The sequence below is a fragment of the Lactobacillus sp. XV13L genome (assembly GCF_059900875.1).
In genome coordinates, this window is sequence record NZ_JBWXGD010000006.1 from 47,422 (window position 1) to 69,499 (window position 22,078).

Consider the following 22,078-nt stretch of genomic DNA (forward strand, 5'->3'; position numbering starts at 1 on the left):
AGCCTATACTAGCAGCCCGTATCATTTGTGGTGCGCGGGGCAGAATAGGCGATGGTTAAAATTATTGCTTGTTAAAGCAAACAACTTTATTTATAATAGACTTCATCAAGGGAGTAACGGCAATTACTTGCGATAAGCCCAACAACCGAAGGAATACTTCTGGACTTATCTTAATTTGTGAGACTTGTGTGTATTAGACATACGAGTCTCTTTTTTATTACTAGGAGGTCAAAATGACGCCCAATTTTTATCAGGTAAACGTTAAGGCTGTGGAGCAGGAACTAGCAACAAATACTGCTAGCGGCCTGAGCCAGGAGCAAGTGCGCCAGCGCAGAGCAAAGGATGGTCCCAACAGCCTGGCCGGCGCAAAAAAGGTAAGCATCTGGCAACGATTCCTGGCCCAATTTAAGGACTTCATGATTATTGTCTTAATCATTGCTGCGCTTTTGTCTGGCTTTGTGGCCCAAGAATGGACCGATGCGGCTATCATCATGATCGTGGTCATCCTCAACGCCGTTCTGGGCGTCTTTCAGGAAACACGTTCAGAAGAGGCCATCAATGCCTTAAAAAAGATGGCAACGCCCAATGCCCATGTCCGCCGCGGCGGTCAGGTGGAAGAAATCCCGAGTACAGAGTTGGTTCAAGGAGACGTTGTTCTGCTTGAGGCGGGTGACGTTGTGCCCGCAGATTTGCGTCTGACCATTTCCAAAAGCTTGAAGGTGGAAGAATCTGCCTTGACGGGCGAGTCAGTTCCAGTTGATAAAGAAAGCGCGGCAATCGATCAGGATAAGGTCGCTCTGGCAGACCAGACGAACATGGCCTTCGCCAATACCAATGTGACTTATGGACGCGGGGAAGGAATCGTCACGCAGATTGGGATGAAGACGGAGGTCGGCAAAATCGCGACCATGCTGAACAACGCGGACGAAACCGATACGCCTTTGAAGCGTAATTTGAACCAGTTGGGCAAGACGCTGACCATCATGATTTTGCTGATCTGTGCGGTTGTCTTTGTCGTCGGCTTTTTCACCAAGGCAGGCACCGAACCAACTGACAAGTTGGCAATTGACATGTTTTTGGTAGCAGTCTCACTGGCTGTAGCTGCAATCCCTGAGGGCTTACCGGCAATCGTGACCATCATTTTGGCTCTGGGTACACAGGTGATGGCTGCCCACAAGTCGATTGTGCGCAAGCTGCCAGCCGTGGAGACCCTGGGTGCAACCGACATTATTTGTTCGGATAAAACGGGAACGCTGACCCAGAACAAGATGACGGTCGAGCAGCTTTATTATGACGGTCAATCTCATCCTGCCAGCCAGGAAGTGTCTCCGGACAACCACGCACTCTGGGCAATGGTCCTAGCCAATGACTCTAAATTGGACAATAATGACCAGCTGCTTGGTGATCCGACCGAAACGGCGTTGATCCAGTATGCACTTGACCGAAAAATTGCCGTGCGGCAGCTGATTAACGAACACAAACGCTTGCAGGAAGTACCCTTTGACTCAGGCCGCAAGTTAATGAGCACGGTTAATCAGGCCGGCGGAGAGTATTTTGTAGCGGTCAAGGGTGCACCGGATCAATTGCTGAAGCGCGTTAGCCGCATTGAACTCAACGGCCACGTTGAGGCAATTTCAGGTGAGCAAAAAGAAAAGATCATGGCCGCTAACAAGAAGATGGCGCAAAAGGCTTTGCGCGTGCTGGCTTTAGCGTATAAAACCACCCCGCAGCTATATGATGAACCAACCACCGACTCCGTTGAGCATGATCTGATTTTTGCGGGGTTAGTCGGGATGATTGATCCGGAAAGACCTGAAGCCAAGGAGGCAATTGTTGAGGCGCACGAAGCCGGTATTAGAACGGTTATGATCACAGGTGACTTCCAGGTAACAGCACAGGCGATTGCTGAGCGACTCGGCATCCTGAAGCCGGGCCAGGACGAACGCGTGGTAACCGGGGCGCAGCTGGATGAGTTTAGCGACAAGTACCTGCAGGATCATATTCGTGACTTCAGCGTTTATGCCCGGGTATCACCTGAACATAAGGTGCGCATTGTCAAGGCCTGGCAAGCTGAAAATAAGATTGTGGCAATGACCGGTGACGGCGTTAATGATGCGCCGAGTCTGAAGCAGGCTGATATCGGGATTGGCATGGGCATTACGGGCACCGAAGTATCAAAGGGTGCCAGCGACATGATTTTGGCGGATGACAACTTTGCAACCATTGTTGAAGCGGTCAAGCAAGGGCGCAAGGTCTTCAGCAATATTCAGAAGGCGATTCTTTACCTGATGAGCTGCAATGTGGGTGAAGTTCTGACCGTCTTCATGATGACGATGCTGGGCTGGGATATTCTCGCACCGGTGCAGTTATTGTGGATCAACCTGGTCACGGATACGCTGCCGGCAATTGCTCTGGGCCTTGAACCCGTTGAAAAAGGAATAATGAAACGCATGCCACGCGGCAAAAAGTCAAACTTTTTCAGTGGCGGGGTTTCGAGCTCGATTGTTTACCAGGGTATCCTGGAAGGCGTAATCGTGTTGACGACTTACCAACTGGGCCTGAATCTGGGACCGCACGTTGGAAATGCGCGCCTGCAGCATGGTGATGCCTTAACGATGGCATTCTTGACCCTGGGCTTAATCCAGCTTTTCCACGCCTTTAATTCCAAGTATATCCACCAGTCGCTTTTTTCCAAGCGCACGTTTGCTAACAAGTGGTTCAACTGGGCAATCGTGATTTCCGCACTTGTCATGGCGGCAGTTGAATTGCCCTTTATGACCAAGTTCTTCGATGTTACCGAGCTGGATGGTCCGCAGTGGCTGACGGTCCTCGGTGCAGGGATCGGCATGATTGTCATTGTTGAAGTAGTCAAGTTTGGCCAGCGTAAAGCAGGTAAAAAATAATATTTAACCAAAAGCACTTCATTGATGTGCTTTTTTGCTGGTTTTCTGCCACTTTGGTGTGCGTTTTATCCGCCCTTTACGGAAAATCGTTATATAATTTTTGGTAAAAAATTATGCATAACTTTTAAAAATCTTAACGACTATAGTAAAATAGATTCAACAACTTATTGTGATTTTACAATAAAGATGAAAGGGGCGATAAGAATGTCGATGATAGAATTTCATGACGTGCAAAAATATTATGGCCATTTTCATGCACTACACGACATTAATTTAGAAATTGACGCGGGAGAAACGGTGGTCTTAATTGGGCCATCGGGTTCCGGTAAGAGTACTTTAGTCCGTACGGTAAACGGTCTGGAGTCAATCCAGGAGGGACAACTAATTGTAAACGGTCACGACCTTTCTGATTCCAAGACCAACCTGAATATCCTGCGCAGTGACGTCGGGATGGTATTTCAGCACTTCAATTTATACAAGAACAAGGATGTGCTTGAAAATATCATGCTCGCTCCACGTATTGTTAGCCATATACCGGAAAAAGAAAACAAGGAACGAGCAATTAAGCTACTGGAAATGGTTGGTTTGGAAAAATGGGCCCACAACATGCCTTCACAGATTTCCGGTGGGCAAAAGCAACGGGTAGCGATTGCCAGAACGCTGGCGATGCAACCTAAGCTTATTTTGTATGATGAACCAACTTCTGCCCTTGACCCGGAAATGATTGATGACGTTTTGCAGGTTATCAAAAAGGTCGCCAATGAAAGTGGCATGACTTCTTTGATTGTGACTCATGAAATGGGCTTTGCCAAGGAGGTTGCCAATCGTGTAATCTTTATGGACAAGGGACAAATCGTTGAAGATGATGATAGTAAGAGTTTTTTCAAGCAGCCTAAGACGGAGCGAGCACAACAATTTTTGAGTAAGATTATCTCACATTAAGGGGGCAATCATGAAAAAGAAATTTTGGCTAATTCCCTTACTGGTATGGGTGCTCTTTTTGACTGGCTGTGGTAAGAGTCTAAACGACCAGTCTGTCCTAGAGAACGTTGAGCAGGCTAACACCATTACTTGGGGCGTTAAAGGCGATGTTAAACTCTTTGGTTTGATTGACGTGCGCGATGGACAACAAAAGGGCTTTGACGTCGACATGGCCAAGCATATCACCAAGCATATTCTGGGCCCCAAGGGTAAGGCAATTTTTGTTACGACGACCTCGCAATCACGAGTGCCGCTACTCAAAAATGGTAATGTTGATGCAGTGATTGCAACTATGTCAATTACTCCTGAACGGAAGAAGACCATCTCTTTTTCCAAGTCGTATTTTGATGCAGGCCAATCGCTATTGGTGCCTAAAAACTCACCAATCAAGAGTACTAATGACTTAAATGGAAAAACCGTGATCGGAGTTGTCGGTGCTAATTCGGTGCAGAATATTAAAAAGGTGGCACCGAAGGCGCGGGTAATTGAATTGCAGGACTATGCACAGGCCATGAACGCGCTCAAGTCTGGTCAGGGCGATGCCCTGACAACCGATAATGGCATTTTGTTTGGCCTGGCTGTCCAAAATCCTGGTTATGAAGTTCGCGGCAAGACTTTCACTGTTGAACCTTATGGTGTAGCCGTCAATAAGGGCCAGAAGTCCTTTACCAAGGCAGTAGACCAAGCCGTCTTGGAGATGCAACACAACGGCGAATACAACCGCCTCATTAAAAAATGGTTCGGCGAGGTTCCGGGATTTAAGTATAAGGAGTTGTATCGCCAATGATTAATATCTTTACCAAATTTAGTGGTCAACTGTTAGTTGGCTTGGGTTGGACCGTCCTTTCAAGCGTAATAGCACTGTTCTTTAGTTTGATAATTGGAACAGTGTTTGCGATTATGGAAGTGGTCCCAAGCAAAGCAATGCGGATAATTGGCCGCGCCTACGTGGAAATTTTGCGGAACATTCCTTTGCTCGTTATTACCATGTTCTTCTATTTAGTGATCCCAATGTACGTTGTCAAAATCAATGGCTTTACTGCCGGGACGATTGGGCTCACGCTTTACACTTCAGCCTTTATTGCCGAGACGATCCGGTCGGGAATACAATCTGTTTCTAGTGGCCAGATGGAGGGCGCACGATCCACAGGCATGACCTACTGGCAGGCGATGCGTTACATTATCCTGCCGCAGGCCTTTAAGATTGTAATTCCACCGTTGGGCAATCAGTTTGTTAATCTAGTTAAGAACTCATCGGTATTGGCGTTTGTTGCCGGCTTTGATCTGATGTACCAGGGCAATTCGATAGCGTCGACGACCTTTGATACGATCAATAGCTACCTGGTTATTGGCGTCTTGTACCTCATTATTACCTTGCCGCTGAGTTACTACATGCAGTACTTGGAAAAGAAATTAGCCTAGGAGGTGAAGCAAAATGCAAAATTGGATTAACGCCTTTTCATGGCTTAATGTTCGTTTTTTATTGATGGGCCTCTGGGTGACTATTTATATTTCAGTGATCTCGGTTGTTTTGAGCTTCATTCTAGGGTCAATTTTGGGAATTATCAGGTACTCCAAAATCAGATACTTGTCAAAAATCATCGGCTTCGTAATTGATATTATCCGCAATGTTCCACTGCTCTTGATTATCTTCTTCACCTACTTTGGTCTACCAAACTTCGGTTTACGGCCGGAAACGATTCCGGCCGCCATCATCGCGATGACGGTGTTTGAGTCAAGCATGATTGCGGAAATCGTGCGGTCTGGGATCCAGTCAGTTTCTGGTGGCCAGATGGAGGGCGCGCGATCAACGGGCATGTCCTTTATCCAGGCGCTCTGGCATGTTGTTTTGCCGCAAGCCTATAAAAATATGATTCCGACAATTATCAGTCAGTTCGTCTCGTTGATTAAGGACACGTCGCTTGCAACGATCATCGTGGTGCCAGAAATGATGCAGCACGCGCAGGTTATTTACGGGCAGAATGCCAACTATATCCTGCCGATGTTCGCGGCTCTAGCCGTATTATACTTCATCGTCTGCTTCACCTTGTCGGTGATTGGCAACGCAATCGGCAGGCGCTTGTCGTAAAGCTAATGGTTAGTTGTTTTAAGACCAGGTTCTTTAGTTATCGGCTGGCAAATTGATTTTGCGGGTCAAACTGAAAAGTACCAGAGCAAGAATGCTCTGGTGCTTTTTTTGCTATTTTAATAAGAACAGTTGGTCAAGTTGGACGGACTGGCCGCCCGCAGTATTATAAAAATATTATGACAAGCATTAACCGTTCCATTTTTCTTTAGTGAAATTAATTGCCTTTTGCATATTAACTATTACGTCTTGGTAGGACGGATCCTTTTGCGTTTCCTGCAAGCAGCCAAGGCCATACGCTGTAAAATGATCCCAATCTAAAAAGCGGTAATAAACCTCATTGTTACTGCGGTCGTAAGCAAAACTTGGAACAATAGCTATTCCATCGTTAGCCTGCACTAACATGGTTGCTACGGAAACCTTGTGGATGATTTCTATTTTAGGAGCAGTATGAACATTTTCTATTGCTCTTTTTAGTTGTGCAACGGATTGTAGCGGAATTCTGCTGTCCCATAAATATATTTTTTTATTCAGTTCCTGCAACGGAACCTTAGCGTACTTTTGCAGGGGACTGTCCCGACGAATAATTACGGAAAAGCCAGCACGCATCATTGGATAAAAATGGTACTTGTCATCATTAAAGAAGTCTGACTGATAGATCATAAAATCAATTTGCTGATTATCAAGCATGTTTTTAAAGTCCGACTTGCTTAAACTAATCGTTTTAAGCTCCACAGACCACTTTCTTTTTTGCTGCATTAATTGAATAAAAACCGGCAAAAATTGTTTCTCAAAGGGAAGGCCGGAGTAACCGAGTGAAATGGTGCGCTGCTTTGATATCTCACTTTTTTTGATCTTTTGAAGTGCATTATCGATGTCTGCGGCAACTTTTAAAAGCACTTCGTGGAAATATTTGCCTTCCTCGGTTAAACAAATCTTCCGGTGGTCGTGAAAAATTAGTTGGATGCCAATTTCTTTTTCTAGATTATGAATATTTTTAGAAACCGTAGGCTGAGCCAGGTAAAGTTCTTTGGCTGTTTGAGTAAAATTGTGCGTTTTTCCTAGTGAATGAAAACATTTAATTTGGGTAGAATTCATTTTTACCTATTCTAATTCGTAATAGATCTATTCTTTTTACCGTTAATCATACTCCTATTCGAATGATAAACTCAACAATGTAAACGGAATCAATGAGTGGTTTCAGAAGAAAGGGGTATTTGATTTGTGCATCAAAATGAGACAAAACATATTATAAAATTCCCTTATTTATATTTTTATAAAAATATAAATAAGGGATCTTAACAGTCCAATGAGTGGGATCATATGTTTCAAAGATAATTAAGGAGAAAATTATGGATCCAATGATTATAACGCTGCTGATCTTGTTAGCAGTAATTATCGCTTTCATTTCAGGGAAAGTTTCAATCTCGATGATTGGCGTCTTGGTAATGTTTGCATTAGCTGTTTTCCAAATATTGCCACCAGAACGGGCATTCGGGAACGTGACTAATACGTCTGTCTTGCTCTTTGCTGCCATGTTTGTCCTCGGCAAAGGCATTCAGAAAACTTCAATAATTACTAAGGCGGCGGAGTTTGTAAAACGCTTCAAGGATAAGCCCAGATTGTTGACGTTTTTCACCTGTATTATTGCAGCCCTGCTGGCAATTATCTCTAATGGCACTATTGCTTTAGTCATTATGTTGCCAATCCTGTGCGGAATTTGCGACGACATCGGATTGTCCCGAAGCAAAATTTTGTATCCTTTTGAGGTGACAGCAGTTTCTGCGGCTGGTGCTTGGTTTTTAGGCGTTGGGGCATTAAACATGTCTTGGTCTAGTGTAATGATGAAGCTGGGTGCGAAAGCTTCGGTCAACATTAACGATTTTCTGATTGCCCGGCTACCCTTTTTGGTTGTAGTTATTCTCTACATGACCTTTATTGGTCCCAAATTATTACCAGATAAGGATAATGCCGAGCTTGAAAAGCAGTCGCCAGAATATTCGGTCAGCAAGAAAGCCGAACCGCTGTCTAAAGGGAAAAACGCTGCTGGAATTATGATTAGCGCACTAACGATTGTGTTGATGGTGCTGTCATCATACATTCACGTTCAGTCCTATATTATTGCTATTGCCGGTGCCATACTACTAGTTTTGACGGGCGTCTTAAGCAACAAAGAAGCTTTGGGTGCCTTGAACTTGAACATCATCTTGCTGATTGCCGGTATGCTGGGTCTAGCCGATGCGCTGCAGGCAACTGGTGCCGGCAAGATGGTCGGAAACGCAATGGCGGGCGTTGCCAAGGGCATTAGCAACCCGTTCCTAATGATGGGATTATTCTTCCTGGTAACGCTGGTAATTGCCAACTTAGTTGGCGGATTAGCTGCTGTATCTATTCTGGTACCGCTGTGGACTCTGACCTGTCTGCGCATGGGACTGGATCCGCGGGGGGCGGTGCTAGCTGCAGCAACCGCAAGTTCCTTTAGCTTTCTAACGCCGATTGGCGGACATAGCCTGCCGCTAATAATGGATGCTGGGGGCTATAAGTTGAATGACTTCTTGAAATGCGGGCTGCCGCTAGCAATCATGCTTTGTGTTGTCGGGTGCTTTGTGACCCAATTGATGTATCCACCTTAATGTTTTAGGAGAAAAAAGATGAATAATAATTATGATGTAGTTGTTGTTGGTGGGTCCAATGCGGGCGGTTTTGCCGCTGCTGCTGCTGCCGAACAAGGTGCCAAGGTCTTGCTTATTGATAAGACCAGTACGGTAGAGCATTTATACCGGCATTGGCTAGGCGGGGTCAATACCAAGGCGCAGGCAAGGGCCGGCGTGCACATTGATAAAAATGACCTGGCTCAGTATCTGACGTCCTTTACCCAGGATAACGCAGACCAATCCTTGATTTGGGCTTGGCTCAATCACTCAGGCGAGACGGCCGATTGGCTGGAAGAAAAAGTTTTAAAGCCGCGCGGTGAACACCTCTACAGTGAACCCGATGCACACTATGAAACTTTAATCAATAAGGCCTTTCCGACCGAGCACCACGTTACAAAAGATGACCATTCTGATGATAAAGACTATGGCAACTATCTGATTGAATATGCACAGAAACTTGGAACAGACGTCAGGTTTAATACCAAAATGGAACACCTATTGACGGATAAGGAGGGCAGGGTAACCGGTCTTCAGGTCAAGGACACTAAGACGGGTGCAACTTATGATATTAGTGCTGCCAAGGGCGTAATCCTATGTACCGGGGGCTACGGTGCAAATAAGGAATTGCTCAAGAAGTGGAATCCAACGATTTTCAAGAAGTGCTGCTACACCCAGAGCCCACGTGACGATGGTTCTGGCATCCTGGCTGCGCTAGAAGTGGGCGCAGTTAAAGATGATGAAGCTGCTTCAATTATCTTCAACCGTGGTGCGGTGCCCGTTGGAACAAGCAGCAAGGAGACTTACACAATTGATTGGCGCAATCACCAGTACAATATTGGCTCCTTCCCGTTTTTAAAGGTGAATTTAAAGGGGCAGCGCTTCTTTAATGAAAGTGCGCCATACCAGTTCGATATGAATGCACTGATGCACCAGCCGGGCAACATGGAAGTCTTGATTTGGAATGAGCAAACCATGGATCGCCTGGCAGAATTTCATACGTTGGGCTGCTCCCGGGTTGGTTGGCCTGGCAACAAGGAAGTTGCAGGCCGCAAGGAACAAAACGAGGAGAAGATCAAGGAGGGACTTGTCCAAAAGGCAGATTCGATTGAGGAATTGGCTGAGAAGCTGCAATTGCCGAAAGAGCAGCTGGTGAAGACCGTTGAGCGGTATAACGAATTAGCCAATAAAGGTGTTGATGAAGATTTTGGCAAGGAAAAGTCGCGTTTGCTCCCTGTAGAGGGTGCTCCGTACTACGGTGCTTGGTTCAGTGGCGTTCTGTTGGCAACCTTAGACGGACTCCAAATCAACGACCATATGCAGGTATTGAACAGCGACAATGATCCGATCAAGGGCTTGTATGCGGCTGGCAACTGTTCTGGTGGGTTTTTCTGGGGTTCATATGAAGACCGAGTACCGGGATTAACCTGCAGTCATGCCCAGACTTTCGGCCGTTTGGCAGGAAAATATGCTACTGAATAAATTTAATACCGTGTGATTAAAAGAGAAGACTACTTTTCGGTCTTCTCTTTTTGCTATTTGCAAAATGCCTAACTAAATGGAGGAGTGGATATTGAGCGTGGTCTGGTTCGTTGTGCTTACCGTTCATGTATTCGCGCAATGCATTTTTTAACCTTTAATCATTAAAAAACTAAAAAATAACGTCAAAAAGCTTGAGTTTGCTCAGGCTTTTTCTGTACCCTTAAGTGAAGCAAAAAAGTGGGGAAATCAAAGCATGAAGAATTTTTTATTTCGGTTGTATCTGCGCCTGATAAAGTTGGGGGCGCGACTAACTAGAATTAATGAAAAAAAGGTTGTGGTTCTAAACGGTGCCGGCAGGTCGGGGTCAAACGGCTACCTGTTTGCCAAATACATGCGGGCCAATCATCCTGATTATGATGTGTGTGTGGTTGAGCCCTGGCCCTCTTCGCACCTGCCGCTCCAAGCCTGGCTGGAAATTGGTCGGGCAAAGTTTGTTGTCACGACGCATTCACCGTTTAAGATCCACCCGCAGCAGGTTAACATTCAGTTCTGGCATGGGATTCCGCTTAAGCGGATGGGCATCATGGCGGGCAATACCAAGCAGCGGGATAATCACCGCAACGCCAAATTGTGGCAGCGCAATGCTGACGTTGTCTGTTCAAGTTCAGACTTGTATGAAACACTGATGAGTGCGTGCTGCGCGATTGCAGCGTCTAAATACCAAAAAGTGGGCTTTCCCCGGGTTGATTTTTTGCAAAAGCCGGCCGTTACCAAGAAGCAGCTGCTCCAGGAACTGTTTCATCAAACTGATGAAACTGCTGCTATCGGCATCTACATGCCGACCTTTCGTTACGAAATGGAAGATGAGCAAGTTGAGGCGCAGCTTAAGTCGGGCAATTTTTTGACCCTGCCTGATTTTGATGTAGCAAAGCTGAATGATGCATTAAAGGCGCAGCACCAATACCTCGTGGTAAAGCTCCATCCGTATGAGATGCGCTTTTTAGCTAATTATGCAAGCTCTTATTCCAACCTGGCTTTTCTCAATAATGATTACTTTTCCCAACATGATTGTGACCTCTACGAGGTGCTTGGGGTCACTGATTTTCTGGTCACCGACTTTTCGTCGGTCTACTTTGATTACTTAAATTTGAAGCGCCCCGTAATTTTCATCACGAATTATTTGAAGCAGTATGAAAAGGTACGCGGCCTGCTCATTGGGCCTTACCAAAAGGTCGTGCCCGGTCCGTGCGTGAAGACGCAGGCGGAGCTGCTTGCTGCCCTGCGCAGGCCTGATCACTACCAGCAGAAGCGCCAATACTGGCTTGATTTGACCAACCAGTTGCAGGGCGAGTCCGCTTGTGCCAATGTTTTTGACTTAATTAAGCAACGGTAAAAAGGGGATAAATCGTGAAGAAAACTTTTTTAAACATTATGTATAATGCCATCTACCAGATTTTCCTCGTTCTAGTGCCCCTGATTACGGTGCCGTACCTGTCGCGGATTCTGGGCCCCCAAACCTACGGTATCTACAGCAACGTCAACAACATCGTGCAGTTCCTGATGATTTTTTGTACGCTTTCAGTCTCATATATTGGGATGCGCACAATTTCGCAGACGCGGGCCTTCGGCAGCAAGGCGGATTTGACGGAAGCATTCTGGGGCCTGTGGTATTTTCAGGCCTTAGCCGGCTTGGTGACCATTTTGCTTGTGCTGGCGACTGCGAGCCTTTTCCATGTTAAATACTGGAATTATCTGATACTAATGGTGCCCTACCTGATTTCGGCGCAAGTCGACATCTCGTGGTTCTTCCAGGGACTGGCCGCCTTCGGTCGCGTGGTTTTGAAAAACACGGCGGTGAAGCTAGTTTCAGTTATCTTGATTCTGCTTTGGGTCAAGAGCCCGAGCGACTTGGGCAAGTATATGCTTATCATGTCGGTCTCCACGATGCTGGGTTCCTTTGTCTTCTGGTTTGACATTCACCGCTACGTGGATGGTCCGGTAAGGCACTTCTACCAATCCCAAACAACGATTAAAGCAATTATCACTTTGCTAATTCCCCAGATTGCCACCCAAATCTATACGTCACTGGACAAGCCGCTTTTGGGTCTCTTTCAGAATTCGACGCAAGTGGCCTTTTATGACAACTCGCAGCGCATTGCCAACATGGTTTTAGGCGTGGTTACCAGTATTTCTTTGGTCATCATGCCCAAGATGGCTGGTGAGGGCCAGAAAAAGCAGCGGGTAATCCTCAAAAAGTCGCTTGAGGCGACCGTCATGTTGGGTACACTGTTTGCCGTTATCATCATGGCCAACACGAAGGAATTTGTCCCGTTCTTTTTTGGACCCAAGTTCATTCCGATGACGCCGCTCATGTTTTTCTTTGCCCTGACTATTGTCATGATTCCGACTGGCGGGGTGTTTGCCAACCAGTTTGCACTGGCCAATCACCGCGACCGGGACTATGCCCTCCCCTTGATTATCGGAGCGGTTTTAGAAGTTGTCCTGAGCTACTTTCTTGATCGTTTTTATGGTGCGACCGGTGCCATGGTCGCCATTTTGGTGACAGAGCTGATTGTTCTTATTTTGCGTCTGTGGATCGTGCGCGATGGCTATGACTTTAAGTATTCCTTCCGTGAAGTGCCCAAGTACCTGCTTATTTCCGTACTTGTTCTGGGAGTCGGCATGCTGCTTCCGCGGCTGGTTTCCTCGGCCTTTTTAAATATGGCACTCAAGTCAATCATCATGTTTGTTCTTTACATAGTGCTCATGTTCCTAATGAAGTTGGACTTTAATCAGGATATAATATTGTTGTTTAAGAAATTTTTTACAAGGGGCTAAAATGATTCCTAAAATTATCCATTACGTCTGGGTCGGCGGCAATCCCAAACCGAAAAACATCCAGCGCTGCATGAAGACCTGGCGCAAACACTTGCAGGGTTATCAGATTATTGAATGGAACGAGCAGAATGTCGATATCCATGAAAACAAGTACGTGGAAGAGGCATACCAGGCCAAGAAGTGGGCCTTTGTTTCAGATTATATCCGGGCCAAGGCCGTGTGCGAAATGGGCGGCATCTACCTTGATACGGACGTCTTGGTTTTGGATGATCTAGACAGCCTGCGTTTCAACCAGGCCTTTGTTGGCTTTGAGAATCCTGCCAATCCCTTCACGGCGGTTTTTGGCGCGGAGAAGGGCCACCCGCTTGTGCGTGACATGCTGGACTACTACGATGACCGCGACTTTTCCTTTGATAAAAACAATCAGCTGGCGGGCGTCAATACGGTGTCCGTCTCAGACCTGTTAAAGAACAGGTATGGGGCCATCCCCAACAACAAGGAGCAGCTGCTAAGGGACGGCATTCACGTTTATCCCGATGGCGTTTTGTGCAATCCGTCCGCAAACTCCAAGACGATCCATGTGTTCACCGGCACCTGGATGGAGGGGGAGAAACCACTGAAGCGCAAACTGGTAACCGCGCTCAAAGTCAGGATTAAGACGCGCGCCGAGGCGGCCCTCTACGCCCGGATTTTTAGGTAAAATGAGCGAAGAAGAATTGCAGAGGCTGGTCGAAAGGATCTCGCTTGAATATTTTGCCCGGCCCTTTGGCCATGAGGTCAAGATCAACCGGCGCATGACCACGACGGGGGGCCGCTACCACCTGCACGACCACCACATTGAAATCAACGCCCATTTTTTAGCAGAGCAGCAGAGGGCCGCACTGGTTGGCATTATTAAGCACGAATTAACGCACTATCACCTGCACGTGCTGCGGCGGGGCTACCGGCACCGCGACCAGGACTTCAAGGAACTGCTGAAGCGCGTGGGCGGAAGTCGCTATGCGCCGGATATTGGTCTGGGGCGCAAGCAAACCAGGAAGTATTTGTATGCCTGCTGCACCTGCGGGCATAGGTTTGCGCGCGTGCGCCGCGTTGATTTGCGCCGCTACGTTTGTGGCCGCTGCGGCGGTCGCCTGCGCCTAATAAAGCAGGCGGCAAAATGACAAAATAGTGCTGCGATTGGTAAGCAAAGTGATTGACAAAAAATAACGCTGCTCCTATACTTTTTACATAATATTAGGTACCTAACCTTTTTAAAAATAAGCGAAGAGCAAAGGAGTCATGTTATGAGTCAAGCAAGTGATAATTTAATGAAACGACTGCACTTTATCATGCGTGCAAGTCGCTACTTCATGTTTCAGAACAAGCAGCCGCTGGCAGGACAAAAGCGGGTCTTGGCGGTTCTTAAGCTTGAAGACGGGCTAACCCAAAATTATTTGGCTGAGGTCCTGGCCCTGCAGCCGGGCTCGCTCGCAGAATTGCTTAAGAAGATGGAGGCAAAGGGTGAAATCACGCGTGCGTCTGATGACCAGGACCGCCGGGTCAAGCGCGTCTATTTGACCAGTGCGGGCCGCAAGGAGGCCGAGCGCATCGACGAGTGGGCAAACAAGCAGGACACCTCGGCCTTCTTCAACGGTCTTAGCGCCACTGAACAGGAAGAACTCAGCAATTACCTAGAGAAGATTGCCAACGGCTGGGACGATGACTTTAAGGAACAAGCAGACAGGTTTGTGGATCCCAGCTACCGCATGTGGGCGATGAACAGGTGGCATAAGTGGGCTGAAGAGCACAACTGGTCTGCCGATGAGATGCGGGCGGCGTGCCACCACGCGCGGGGCATGCACCACCATGGCTGCCGGCCGGGGAGCGAATCTGCTGATGCAGAGGGCAGAACCTGCCCGAATCAGCGCATGCGTCCGCCACGCCGTGACTTTTGGCGCGAGTTTTGGGATAATGATAAAGAGTTATAATAAGCTAGGTTAAAAGATAAAGTTTTTCAATTTATGAAAAGCTTTTTTTAGATTAAGGCACAGAAAGTTGGTAAGCAGATTGACTCACAGGGCCCCGCAGAACGGCAACAAAACAGTTAAATTACGTGATTTCTTGCGGTTATTAAGCAGTTTGAACGTGCGCAAGTCCTTATTTATCGTTGGTCTACTCTTTAGTTTGATTACCAGCGGCGCCAACCTGGCTTTGCCGCTCTTGACGCGTAATTTAGTGGACACGAGCAAGTGGGATGATTTTAACTATGCCAATCTGCTTATCATCGTTGTGGTCTTTGCCGTACAGCTCCTTTTGGGCACGCTTGGCGGTTTTATCCTCCGGTACTTCGGGGAGAGCGTGGTCAAAAAATTGCGCAACCGGCTGTGGCGTCACTTGCTGAAACTACCCGTCTCCTACTTTGACGAAAACAAGGCGGGCGAGAGCAGCTCAAGGCTGGTCAACGACACAGAAGTGATCAAGGGCCTGGTCGCCGAACAGTTCCCCAATTTTATTACCGGAGCGATTCAGCTGCTCTTTTCGCTAGTAATATTATTTGTGATGGACTGGCAGATGGCGGCGCTCATGTTTACCATTGTCCCCGTTGTGGTCTTGGTGCTGTTGCCGATTGGGAGGATCATGGCCCGTCTTGGCCGCAAGCTCCAGGCGGCGACCGCGGCCCTGAGCGGTGAGGTCAGCGAGAAGCTTTCCGACGTGCGGCTGATTAAGGCCAGCAACGGTGAGCAGTTTGAGGAAAAGCGGGGAAAGAATTTAATCGAAAAGATCTTTCAGATTGGCGTGACCGATGCGCGTGTGGCCGCAATTTTGCAGCCGGTTATGACCACCCTGATGACGGCTACCTTTATGGGCATCCTGGCGTTTGGGATCATTCGGGTGGGGCAGGGAACGCTGACCAGCGGCGCACTGGTTGCTTTTTTGCTCTACCTCTTTAATGTTATTGCGCCCGTGGCAACGTTTGCCACGTTCTTTTCCCAGATTCAAAAAGCGCTGGGATCAACCGCACGGATTCAGGCAATCTTGAATATCCCACCGGAAAAGAGCCTGACTGGCCATGACTTTGCCCCGGATCACGAAGCTTTGACTGTACAAAATCTTAGTTTCAGCTACCGCCGGGATAAGCCGGTTTTACGGGACGTCTCCTTTGTCGCTCAGCCCAATACCGTAATCGCCTTTGCTGGTCCGAGCGGTGGGGGCAAGTCGACTATTTTTGCTTTGCTGGAGCGTTTCTACCAGCCGACCGGTGGCCAAATTCTGCTGGGCGAGCACGACATCCAGGCAATTAACCTGTCTAAATGGCGGTCCCAGATTGGCTATGTCTCCCAAGACAGTGCGATTTTTTCCGGAACGATTCGTGCCAACCTGCTATATGGCCTGCAGCAAAAGCTGACGGACAGCGAATTGTGGCGCGGATTGAAGTTAGCGCACGCCGACCAGTTTGTGCGCGACTTTCCCGACCGGCTGGAAACGGAAATTGGTGAGCGCGGCGTCAAGCTCTCGGGCGGACAGAAGCAGCGCCTGGCAATTGCCCGGGCATTTCTGCGCAATCCCCAGATCTTGATGCTGGATGAGGCGACGGCCAGCCTTGATTCCGAATCGGAAAGGCAGGTCCAAGCGGCACTCGATCAATTGATGGTCAACCGCACGACGCTGGTGATTGCGCACAGGCTGTCCACGATTGTGAATGCGGATCAGATTTACTTTATTGAGCAGGGCCAGGTCACAGGGCACGGTACGCACCGCGAATTGATGAAACACCACAGGCTGTATGCACGCTACGTGAATGAGCAGATGGTCGATTAGCATTATTTTTTATAAAAATATGGCGGAAGGACTTGTACTCGGCCCGCTTTTGGGGTATAGTAATGAATGTGTTTGCGGGCATGGCGGAATGGCAGACGCGCAAGACTAAGGATCTTGTGATCGTTTTAGATCGTGGAAGTTCGAGTCTTCTTGCCCGCACTACTTAATGGAGCTTTTGAGCTCCATTTTTTTGTGCCTAAGTGAGGCCCTTGTGGTTTAACGTCTGCTTTTATTTTAAAAATTAATTACATTGCATAATTTGAGGCTGCGAGAGGGTATACTGGTAGTATTGATTTAGGGGCAAAGAGTAATTATGGCAAGAAAACGCAAAGGCAGAAAACAATCTAATGGGCGAATCATCATTCGCACCTTTATCATTCTCTTTCTACTGATTGTCGCGTTTGTCGCCTTCAGATACTACAGGCGCCAGGCAATCCAGTCCGAGCAGATTAGGCAGGAGCAGTTGGCCCGCGAAGAGGCCAGGCAAAAGGTTATTCGGCAGCACAAGGCCTTTATTAACAAGATTGGGCCGATTGCCAAAGAGGTCAACAAATCCTTTGAGCTGCTGCCCAGCATCACGATTGCCCAGGCCTGCCTGGAAAGCGACTACGGGCAAAGCAGCCTGTCGCAAAAGTATAATAACCTGTTCGGCGTCAAGGGCACGAACCCCAACACGTCTGCCATCTTGACGACCAAGGAATACGAGAAGGGCAAGTGGATCGTGGTCAAGGCCCGCTTCCAGATCTACGACTCATACGAGGCCTCGATCCGCGCCCACGCACGCCTCTTTCAGAAGGGAACGAGCTGGAACGCCCGGCAGTATAAGCACGTCCTGGCGGCTGAAAACTACGAGCAGCAGGCGTATGCACTCGTCAAGGACGGCTACGCCACCGACCCCAACTACGCGGAAAAGCTGATTAAGCTGGTTGAGCAGTACCACCTCGACCGCTTCGACAAATAAGGGCAACTAGTAAAAAAGCTGCCTTCTTTTTGGTACAATTAAATAGTTATAAAGTTTTTGGCGAAGGGAATTAGAATGAGCGAAGAAGCAATTTTGACAGGGTTAAACCCGCAGCAAAAAAAGGCCGTCAAGATAACCACGGGGCCACTTTTGGTTGTTGCCGGTGCGGGTTCGGGCAAGACCTCGGTCTTGACCCGGCGCATCGCCTACCTGGTTGAAGAAAAAGGGGTGCTGCCGTGGAATATTTTGGCCATCACTTTCACCAATAAGGCCGCAAGCGAGATGCGGGTGCGGGAGCACAAGCTGCTCGGTGCCCGGGCCGATGGCATCTGGATGTCCACCTTCCACGCTTTGTGCGTGCGCATTCTGCGCCGCGACGCAGAGAAGATTGGCTACAATCGAAACTTTTCGATTGCCGATCCGGCCGAACAATTGACGCTGGTCAAGCACATTGAAAAGGACCTGAACATCAACCCGAAGATGTACGAACCGCGGGGCATTTTGGCGGCTATTTCCAACGGCAAGAATGACCTGCTTACGCCTAAGGCGTTTGCGGCCAGCAGCTCCGCGCCCTTTGACAAGGTGGCGGCGCAGGTCTACCTGGAATACCAAAGACGCCTGCAGCACGATCAGATCATGGACTTCGACGACCTGATTATGCAGACACTGGTCCTGTTTAAAAAGGATCAGGCCGTTCTGCATTACTACCAGAACAAATTCCGCTACCTGCTGGTCGACGAGTACCAGGACACGAACCAGGCCCAGTACGAACTGTGTCATGAACTGGCGGCCCAGTACAAGAACATCTGCGTGGTCGGGGATGCGGACCAGTCGATCTACGGCTGGCGCGGGGCCAACATGGAAAACATCATGAACTTCGAGCAAGACTACAAGGATGACGGGGTTCAGACCGTTAAGCTTGAGCAGAACTACCGCTCGACCGGCCATATTTTGGCCGCGGCCAACGCGGTGATCAAGAACAATAACAACCGTAAGGACAAAAACCTCTGGACCGACCGGGGCGATGGGGCCAAGGTGACCTACTACCGGGCCCAAAGCGGGGACGATGAGGCCCACTTTATTCTGTCCAAGATTCAGGAAGAGGTTAAGGAAAATAAGCGCTCCTATAAGGACTTTGCCGTTTTGTACCGTACCAACGCACAGTCGCGGACAGTCGAGGAGGCCTTCGTAAAGTCGAGCGTGCCCTACCAAATTGTCGGTGGCCATAAGTTCTATGACCGCAAGGAAATCATGGACATCATGGCCTACCTCAAACTGGTAGCCAACCCCAGCGACACGATGAGCTTCAACCGCATCGTCAACACGCCCAAGCGCGGGATTGGCCAGGTCAGCGTGAACAAGTTTATGAATTTTGCCCAGGACAATGAGTTGACGCTGCTCGATGCGTTCAGCCACATTAACATGGCCGGCTTATCAACGCGGGCCGGTGCCAAGCTGGGCGATTTTGGGGCCAAGCTGCGCGATGCAATCAACTACGCGCCAACCCACAGCGTGACCGGTCTGACGGAAAAAATCCTGCAGGACTTTGACTACACGGATGCTTTGAAGAAGGAGCGCACAATTGAGGCCGAGACGCGGCTGGAAAACCTGGACGAGTTCCTCTCCGTGACCAAGCAGTTCGACGACCAGCTTGATGAGGACAACGATAACGAGAGCGTGCTCAGCGACTTCTTGGCGGACGTTTCGCTTTTGAGCGACCAGGATGACCTGGAAAACAACGACGACCAGGTTGCACTGATGACCCTGCACGCAGCCAAGGGACTGGAATTCCCCGTCGTTTTCCTGGTGGGCATGGAAGACGGGCTGTTTCCGCTATCGCGTGCCCTGCTGGAGGACGACCAGCTGGAGGAAGAACGACGGCTGGCCTACGTCGGCATCACGCGGGCCAAGCGCAAGCTGTTTTTGACCAACGCATACTCACGCATGATGTACGGCCGCATGCAGAACAATCCGCCCTCACGCTTCCTGGAGGAAATCGACGCCCGGGACTTAGAGCAGGAGAGCGCCGTCCCGGAAAACTTCGCCGCGGGCAATTTTGCTGTGCAGACCGCCCCGTTTGCCAATAAGGACGAGCGTGCGCGCGCCCAGGTCTACACCCCGCGCGTTAAGCCCGCTGGGGCCGTCGGTGCGGAGAAGAAGGGTTGGAACACCGGCGACCAGGTCGACCACAAGTCCTGGGGCCGCGGCGTTGTGGTCAAGGTCAACGGTAAGGGCGAGGACATGGAACTCGACATCGCCTTCAAGGACAAGGGCATTAAGCGGCTTTTAGCAGCTTTTGCCCCAATTAAAAAGGTATAATAGAGTTGGCAAGCAATAATTAATTTTTAACCGGGAGGAGCAAAATGGCAGATTTAACGCTTGATGAGGCCAGAAAAGAAGTTGCAGCGCTCAGGGACAAACTGGATGAGTGGGCGGATGCGTACTATTCACGGGACGCGCCGGAGGTTGAGGACAGCGTCTACGACCAAAAGTACAATCGCCTGGTTAAGCTCGAGCAGCAGTTCCCCCAGCTGGTCACGCAGGATTCAATCACGCAGCGCGTCGGCGGCCAGCTTGACAGCGCACTGACGAAGGTTACCCACAAGGTGCCGATGCTGTCGATGGGGGACGTCTTTTCCAAGCAGGAATTGCGTGAATTCGACGACCGCGTGCAGAAGCAGGTGGGCCACCCGGTGGCTTACAACGTGGAGCTTAAGATTGACGGCCTGTCCATCAACCTGGAATACACGGACGGCAAATTGACCCGGGCCTCAACGCGGGGCAACGGCCACGTGGGCGAGGACGTGACGGCCAATGCCCGCTACATCACCGATATTCCGCAAGAGCTGCCCACAAAACTGACGACCGAGGTCCGTGGCGAGTGTTACATGGGCAAGGAGGCGTTTGCAAAATTAAACGATGAGCGCGATGAAAAGGGCGAAAGCACCTTTGCCAACCCCCGGAACGCGGCGGCGGGCTCTTTGCGCCAACTGGATGCCAGCGTGACCAAGCACCGCCACCTAAGCACGTTCATTTACACCTGGGTCAACCCGCCGGCAGAAATCACCAGCCAGAACCAGGCAATTAGTGCGATGCAAAAATTGGGCTTTCACACCAACCAGACCGGCCGCAAGTTGACCAGTCTGGACGAGATTTTTGCCTTTATCGATGAGTACACGGCCAAGCGCGATGCACTCGAGTACGGGATTGACGGGATTGTGCTCAAGGTGGACGACCTAAACCTGCAAAAGGAATTGGGCAACACGGTTAAGATTCCGCGCTGGGAAATTGCCTACAAGTTCCCGCCGGAGGAGCAGGAAACGGTTGTCCATGAGATTAAGTGGACCGTGGGGCGCACGGGCGTCGTCACGCCGACGGCAATCATGGATCCGGTTCAGCTCGCCGGCACTACCGTTTCGCACGCGGTGCTGCATAACGCCGACCTGCTCAGGCAGAAGGACGTTCGCATCGGGGACACCGTCATGCTGCACAAGGCGGGCGACATCATTCCGGAAATTTCGGAGGTGGTTTTGGCCAAGCGTCCCCAAGATGCTGAACCCTACCCGATCCCGACTACCTGCCCGTCGTGCGGGGAAAAGCTGATTCACCTGCAGGACGAAGTCGCCCTGCGCTGCGTCAATCCGTCCTGCCCGGCCCAAATAGAGGAGGGCATCACGCACTTTGCATCGCGACCGGCGATGAACATCGACGGCCTGGGACCCAAGATCGTGCGCCAACTGATTGCTCGCGGCCTGGTGCATAACGTGGCCGACCTCTATCGCCTAACGGCCGCCGACCTGGAGCAGCTGGACCACTTCAAGGACAAGGCGATTTCCAACCTGCTTAACGCCATCAACAATTCAAAGAAAAACTCGGTTGAACTGCTGCTGACCGGACTGGGGATTGATCACGTGGGTGCCAAGGCCGCCCGGCTGATTGCGCAAAAGTTTAAAAATATGACAAAGATTATGAGTGCTGACGTGCAGGAGGTGGCGGCAATCGCTACAATAGGGAAGACGATTGCCGAGTCGCTGACCACTTACTTTGCTCAAGGCGAGGTCAAGGAATTAGTTGCCAGGCTGCAGGATTTGGGCGTCAACATGGACTATCTGGGACCAGACACGGCGGCTGAAGAGGTGCCGGACAACTACTTCAAGGGCAAGACCGTTGTTTTGACCGGCACGCTTGCGCACTACACGCGCGGCGAATTCACCAAGAAGCTGCAGGAGCTGGGTGCGACGGTAACCGGATCCGTCTCGGGCAAGACCGACTACGTGATTTACGGTAAAGACGCTGGCTCCAAGTATGCCAAGGCGCAAAAATTGGGCGTGCAGCTGCTGACTGAAGAAGAGGCAATTGCCCAAGTTAAGTAGAA

General features: G+C 49.4%; 17 protein-coding genes and 1 tRNA gene. 17 read left to right on the plus strand and 1 reads right to left on the minus strand.

The annotated features are described in order from the left end of the window. Positions 1 to 233: 233 nt before the first annotated feature. The 5 genes from AC2JF6_RS05035 to AC2JF6_RS05055 all read left to right on the plus strand — a co-directional run bounded on the left by AC2JF6_RS05035 (position 234) and on the right by AC2JF6_RS05055 (position 5,973). On the plus strand, positions 234 to 2,903 hold the full coding sequence (locus AC2JF6_RS05035; protein WP_500729674.1) for a calcium-translocating P-type ATPase, PMCA-type: 2,670 nt from the start codon (positions 234 to 236) through the stop codon (positions 2,901 to 2,903). Between the two features lie 204 nt (positions 2,904 to 3,107). Further along, positions 3,108 to 3,845 (plus strand): amino acid ABC transporter ATP-binding protein, encoded by a 738-nt coding sequence (locus tag AC2JF6_RS05040; protein WP_500729675.1) that lies wholly within the window; start codon positions 3,108 to 3,110, stop codon positions 3,843 to 3,845. Between the two features lie 10 nt (positions 3,846 to 3,855). After that, positions 3,856 to 4,671 carry a glutamate ABC transporter substrate-binding protein gene (locus AC2JF6_RS05045; RefSeq protein ID WP_500729676.1) on the plus strand — a complete coding sequence of 272 codons (816 nt, stop codon included), beginning with the start codon at positions 3,856 to 3,858 and terminating at the stop codon, positions 4,669 to 4,671. Continuing rightward, entirely contained in the window at positions 4,668 to 5,306 is a 639-nt protein-coding gene (locus tag AC2JF6_RS05050) for an amino acid ABC transporter permease (protein WP_500729677.1), read from the plus strand. Before AC2JF6_RS05045 ends, AC2JF6_RS05050 begins: the two co-directional genes overlap by 4 nt. Before the next feature lie 13 nt (positions 5,307 to 5,319). Next, on the plus strand, positions 5,320 to 5,973 hold the full coding sequence (locus AC2JF6_RS05055) for an amino acid ABC transporter permease (RefSeq protein WP_500729678.1): 654 nt from the start codon (positions 5,320 to 5,322) through the stop codon (positions 5,971 to 5,973). Between the two features lie 186 nt (positions 5,974 to 6,159). Here AC2JF6_RS05055 and AC2JF6_RS05060 read toward each other — a convergent pair whose 3' ends face one another. Continuing rightward, on the minus strand, positions 6,160 to 7,068 hold the full coding sequence (locus AC2JF6_RS05060) for a LysR family transcriptional regulator (protein WP_500729679.1): 909 nt from the start codon (positions 7,066 to 7,068) through the stop codon (positions 6,160 to 6,162). Between the two features lie 254 nt (positions 7,069 to 7,322). Here AC2JF6_RS05060 and AC2JF6_RS05065 point away from each other — a divergent pair, with 254 nt between their 5' ends. From AC2JF6_RS05065 to ligA, 12 genes are all read left to right on the plus strand, one after another. Further along, positions 7,323 to 8,603: an SLC13 family permease gene (locus AC2JF6_RS05065; protein WP_500729680.1), complete on the plus strand. Its 1,281-nt coding sequence runs from the start codon at positions 7,323 to 7,325 to the stop codon at positions 8,601 to 8,603. Positions 8,604 to 8,621: 18 nt separating this feature from the next. Continuing rightward, on the plus strand, positions 8,622 to 10,103 hold the full coding sequence (locus AC2JF6_RS05070) for an FAD-dependent oxidoreductase (protein ID WP_500729681.1): 1,482 nt from the start codon (positions 8,622 to 8,624) through the stop codon (positions 10,101 to 10,103). A 253-nt stretch (positions 10,104 to 10,356) separates the two neighbouring features. Further along, positions 10,357 to 11,496 carry a CDP-glycerol glycerophosphotransferase family protein gene (locus AC2JF6_RS05075; protein WP_500729682.1) on the plus strand — a complete coding sequence of 380 codons (1,140 nt, stop codon included), beginning with the start codon at positions 10,357 to 10,359 and terminating at the stop codon, positions 11,494 to 11,496. Positions 11,497 to 11,510: 14 nt separating this feature from the next. Next, positions 11,511 to 12,941, plus strand: a complete 1,431-nt coding sequence (locus AC2JF6_RS05080) for an oligosaccharide flippase family protein (protein ID WP_500729683.1) — start codon at positions 11,511 to 11,513, stop codon at positions 12,939 to 12,941. A 1-nt stretch (position 12,942) separates the two neighbouring features. Next, complete coding sequence (locus AC2JF6_RS05085; protein ID WP_500729684.1) at positions 12,943 to 13,641, plus strand: glycosyltransferase family 32 protein; 699 nt, start codon at positions 12,943 to 12,945, stop codon at positions 13,639 to 13,641. A gap of 1 nt (position 13,642) precedes the next feature. Continuing rightward, entirely contained in the window at positions 13,643 to 14,104 is a 462-nt protein-coding gene (locus AC2JF6_RS05090; protein WP_500729686.1) for a SprT family protein, read from the plus strand. A gap of 123 nt (positions 14,105 to 14,227) precedes the next feature. After that, positions 14,228 to 14,911: a MarR family winged helix-turn-helix transcriptional regulator gene (locus AC2JF6_RS05095; protein ID WP_500729687.1), complete on the plus strand. Its 684-nt coding sequence runs from the start codon at positions 14,228 to 14,230 to the stop codon at positions 14,909 to 14,911. Positions 14,912 to 14,990: 79 nt separating this feature from the next. Then, positions 14,991 to 16,742 (plus strand): ABC transporter ATP-binding protein, encoded by a 1,752-nt coding sequence (locus AC2JF6_RS05100; protein WP_500729688.1) that lies wholly within the window; start codon positions 14,991 to 14,993, stop codon positions 16,740 to 16,742. A 74-nt stretch (positions 16,743 to 16,816) separates the two neighbouring features. Further along, positions 16,817 to 16,901, plus strand: a tRNA-Leu gene (locus AC2JF6_RS05105). A 154-nt stretch (positions 16,902 to 17,055) separates the two neighbouring features. Then, the gene (locus AC2JF6_RS05110; protein WP_500729689.1) at positions 17,056 to 17,703 is read left to right on the plus strand and encodes a glycoside hydrolase family 73 protein; all 648 of its coding nucleotides are present in this window, start codon (positions 17,056 to 17,058) and stop codon (positions 17,701 to 17,703) included. 75 nt (positions 17,704 to 17,778) lie between these two features. Then, entirely contained in the window at positions 17,779 to 20,022 is a 2,244-nt protein-coding gene (gene pcrA / locus AC2JF6_RS05115) for a DNA helicase PcrA (RefSeq protein WP_500729690.1), read from the plus strand. Positions 20,023 to 20,066: 44 nt separating this feature from the next. Continuing rightward, positions 20,067 to 22,076, plus strand: coding sequence for an NAD-dependent DNA ligase LigA (gene ligA, locus AC2JF6_RS05120; RefSeq protein ID WP_500729691.1), 2,010 nt, complete (start codon positions 20,067 to 20,069; stop codon positions 22,074 to 22,076). Positions 22,077 to 22,078: the final 2 nt, after the last annotated feature.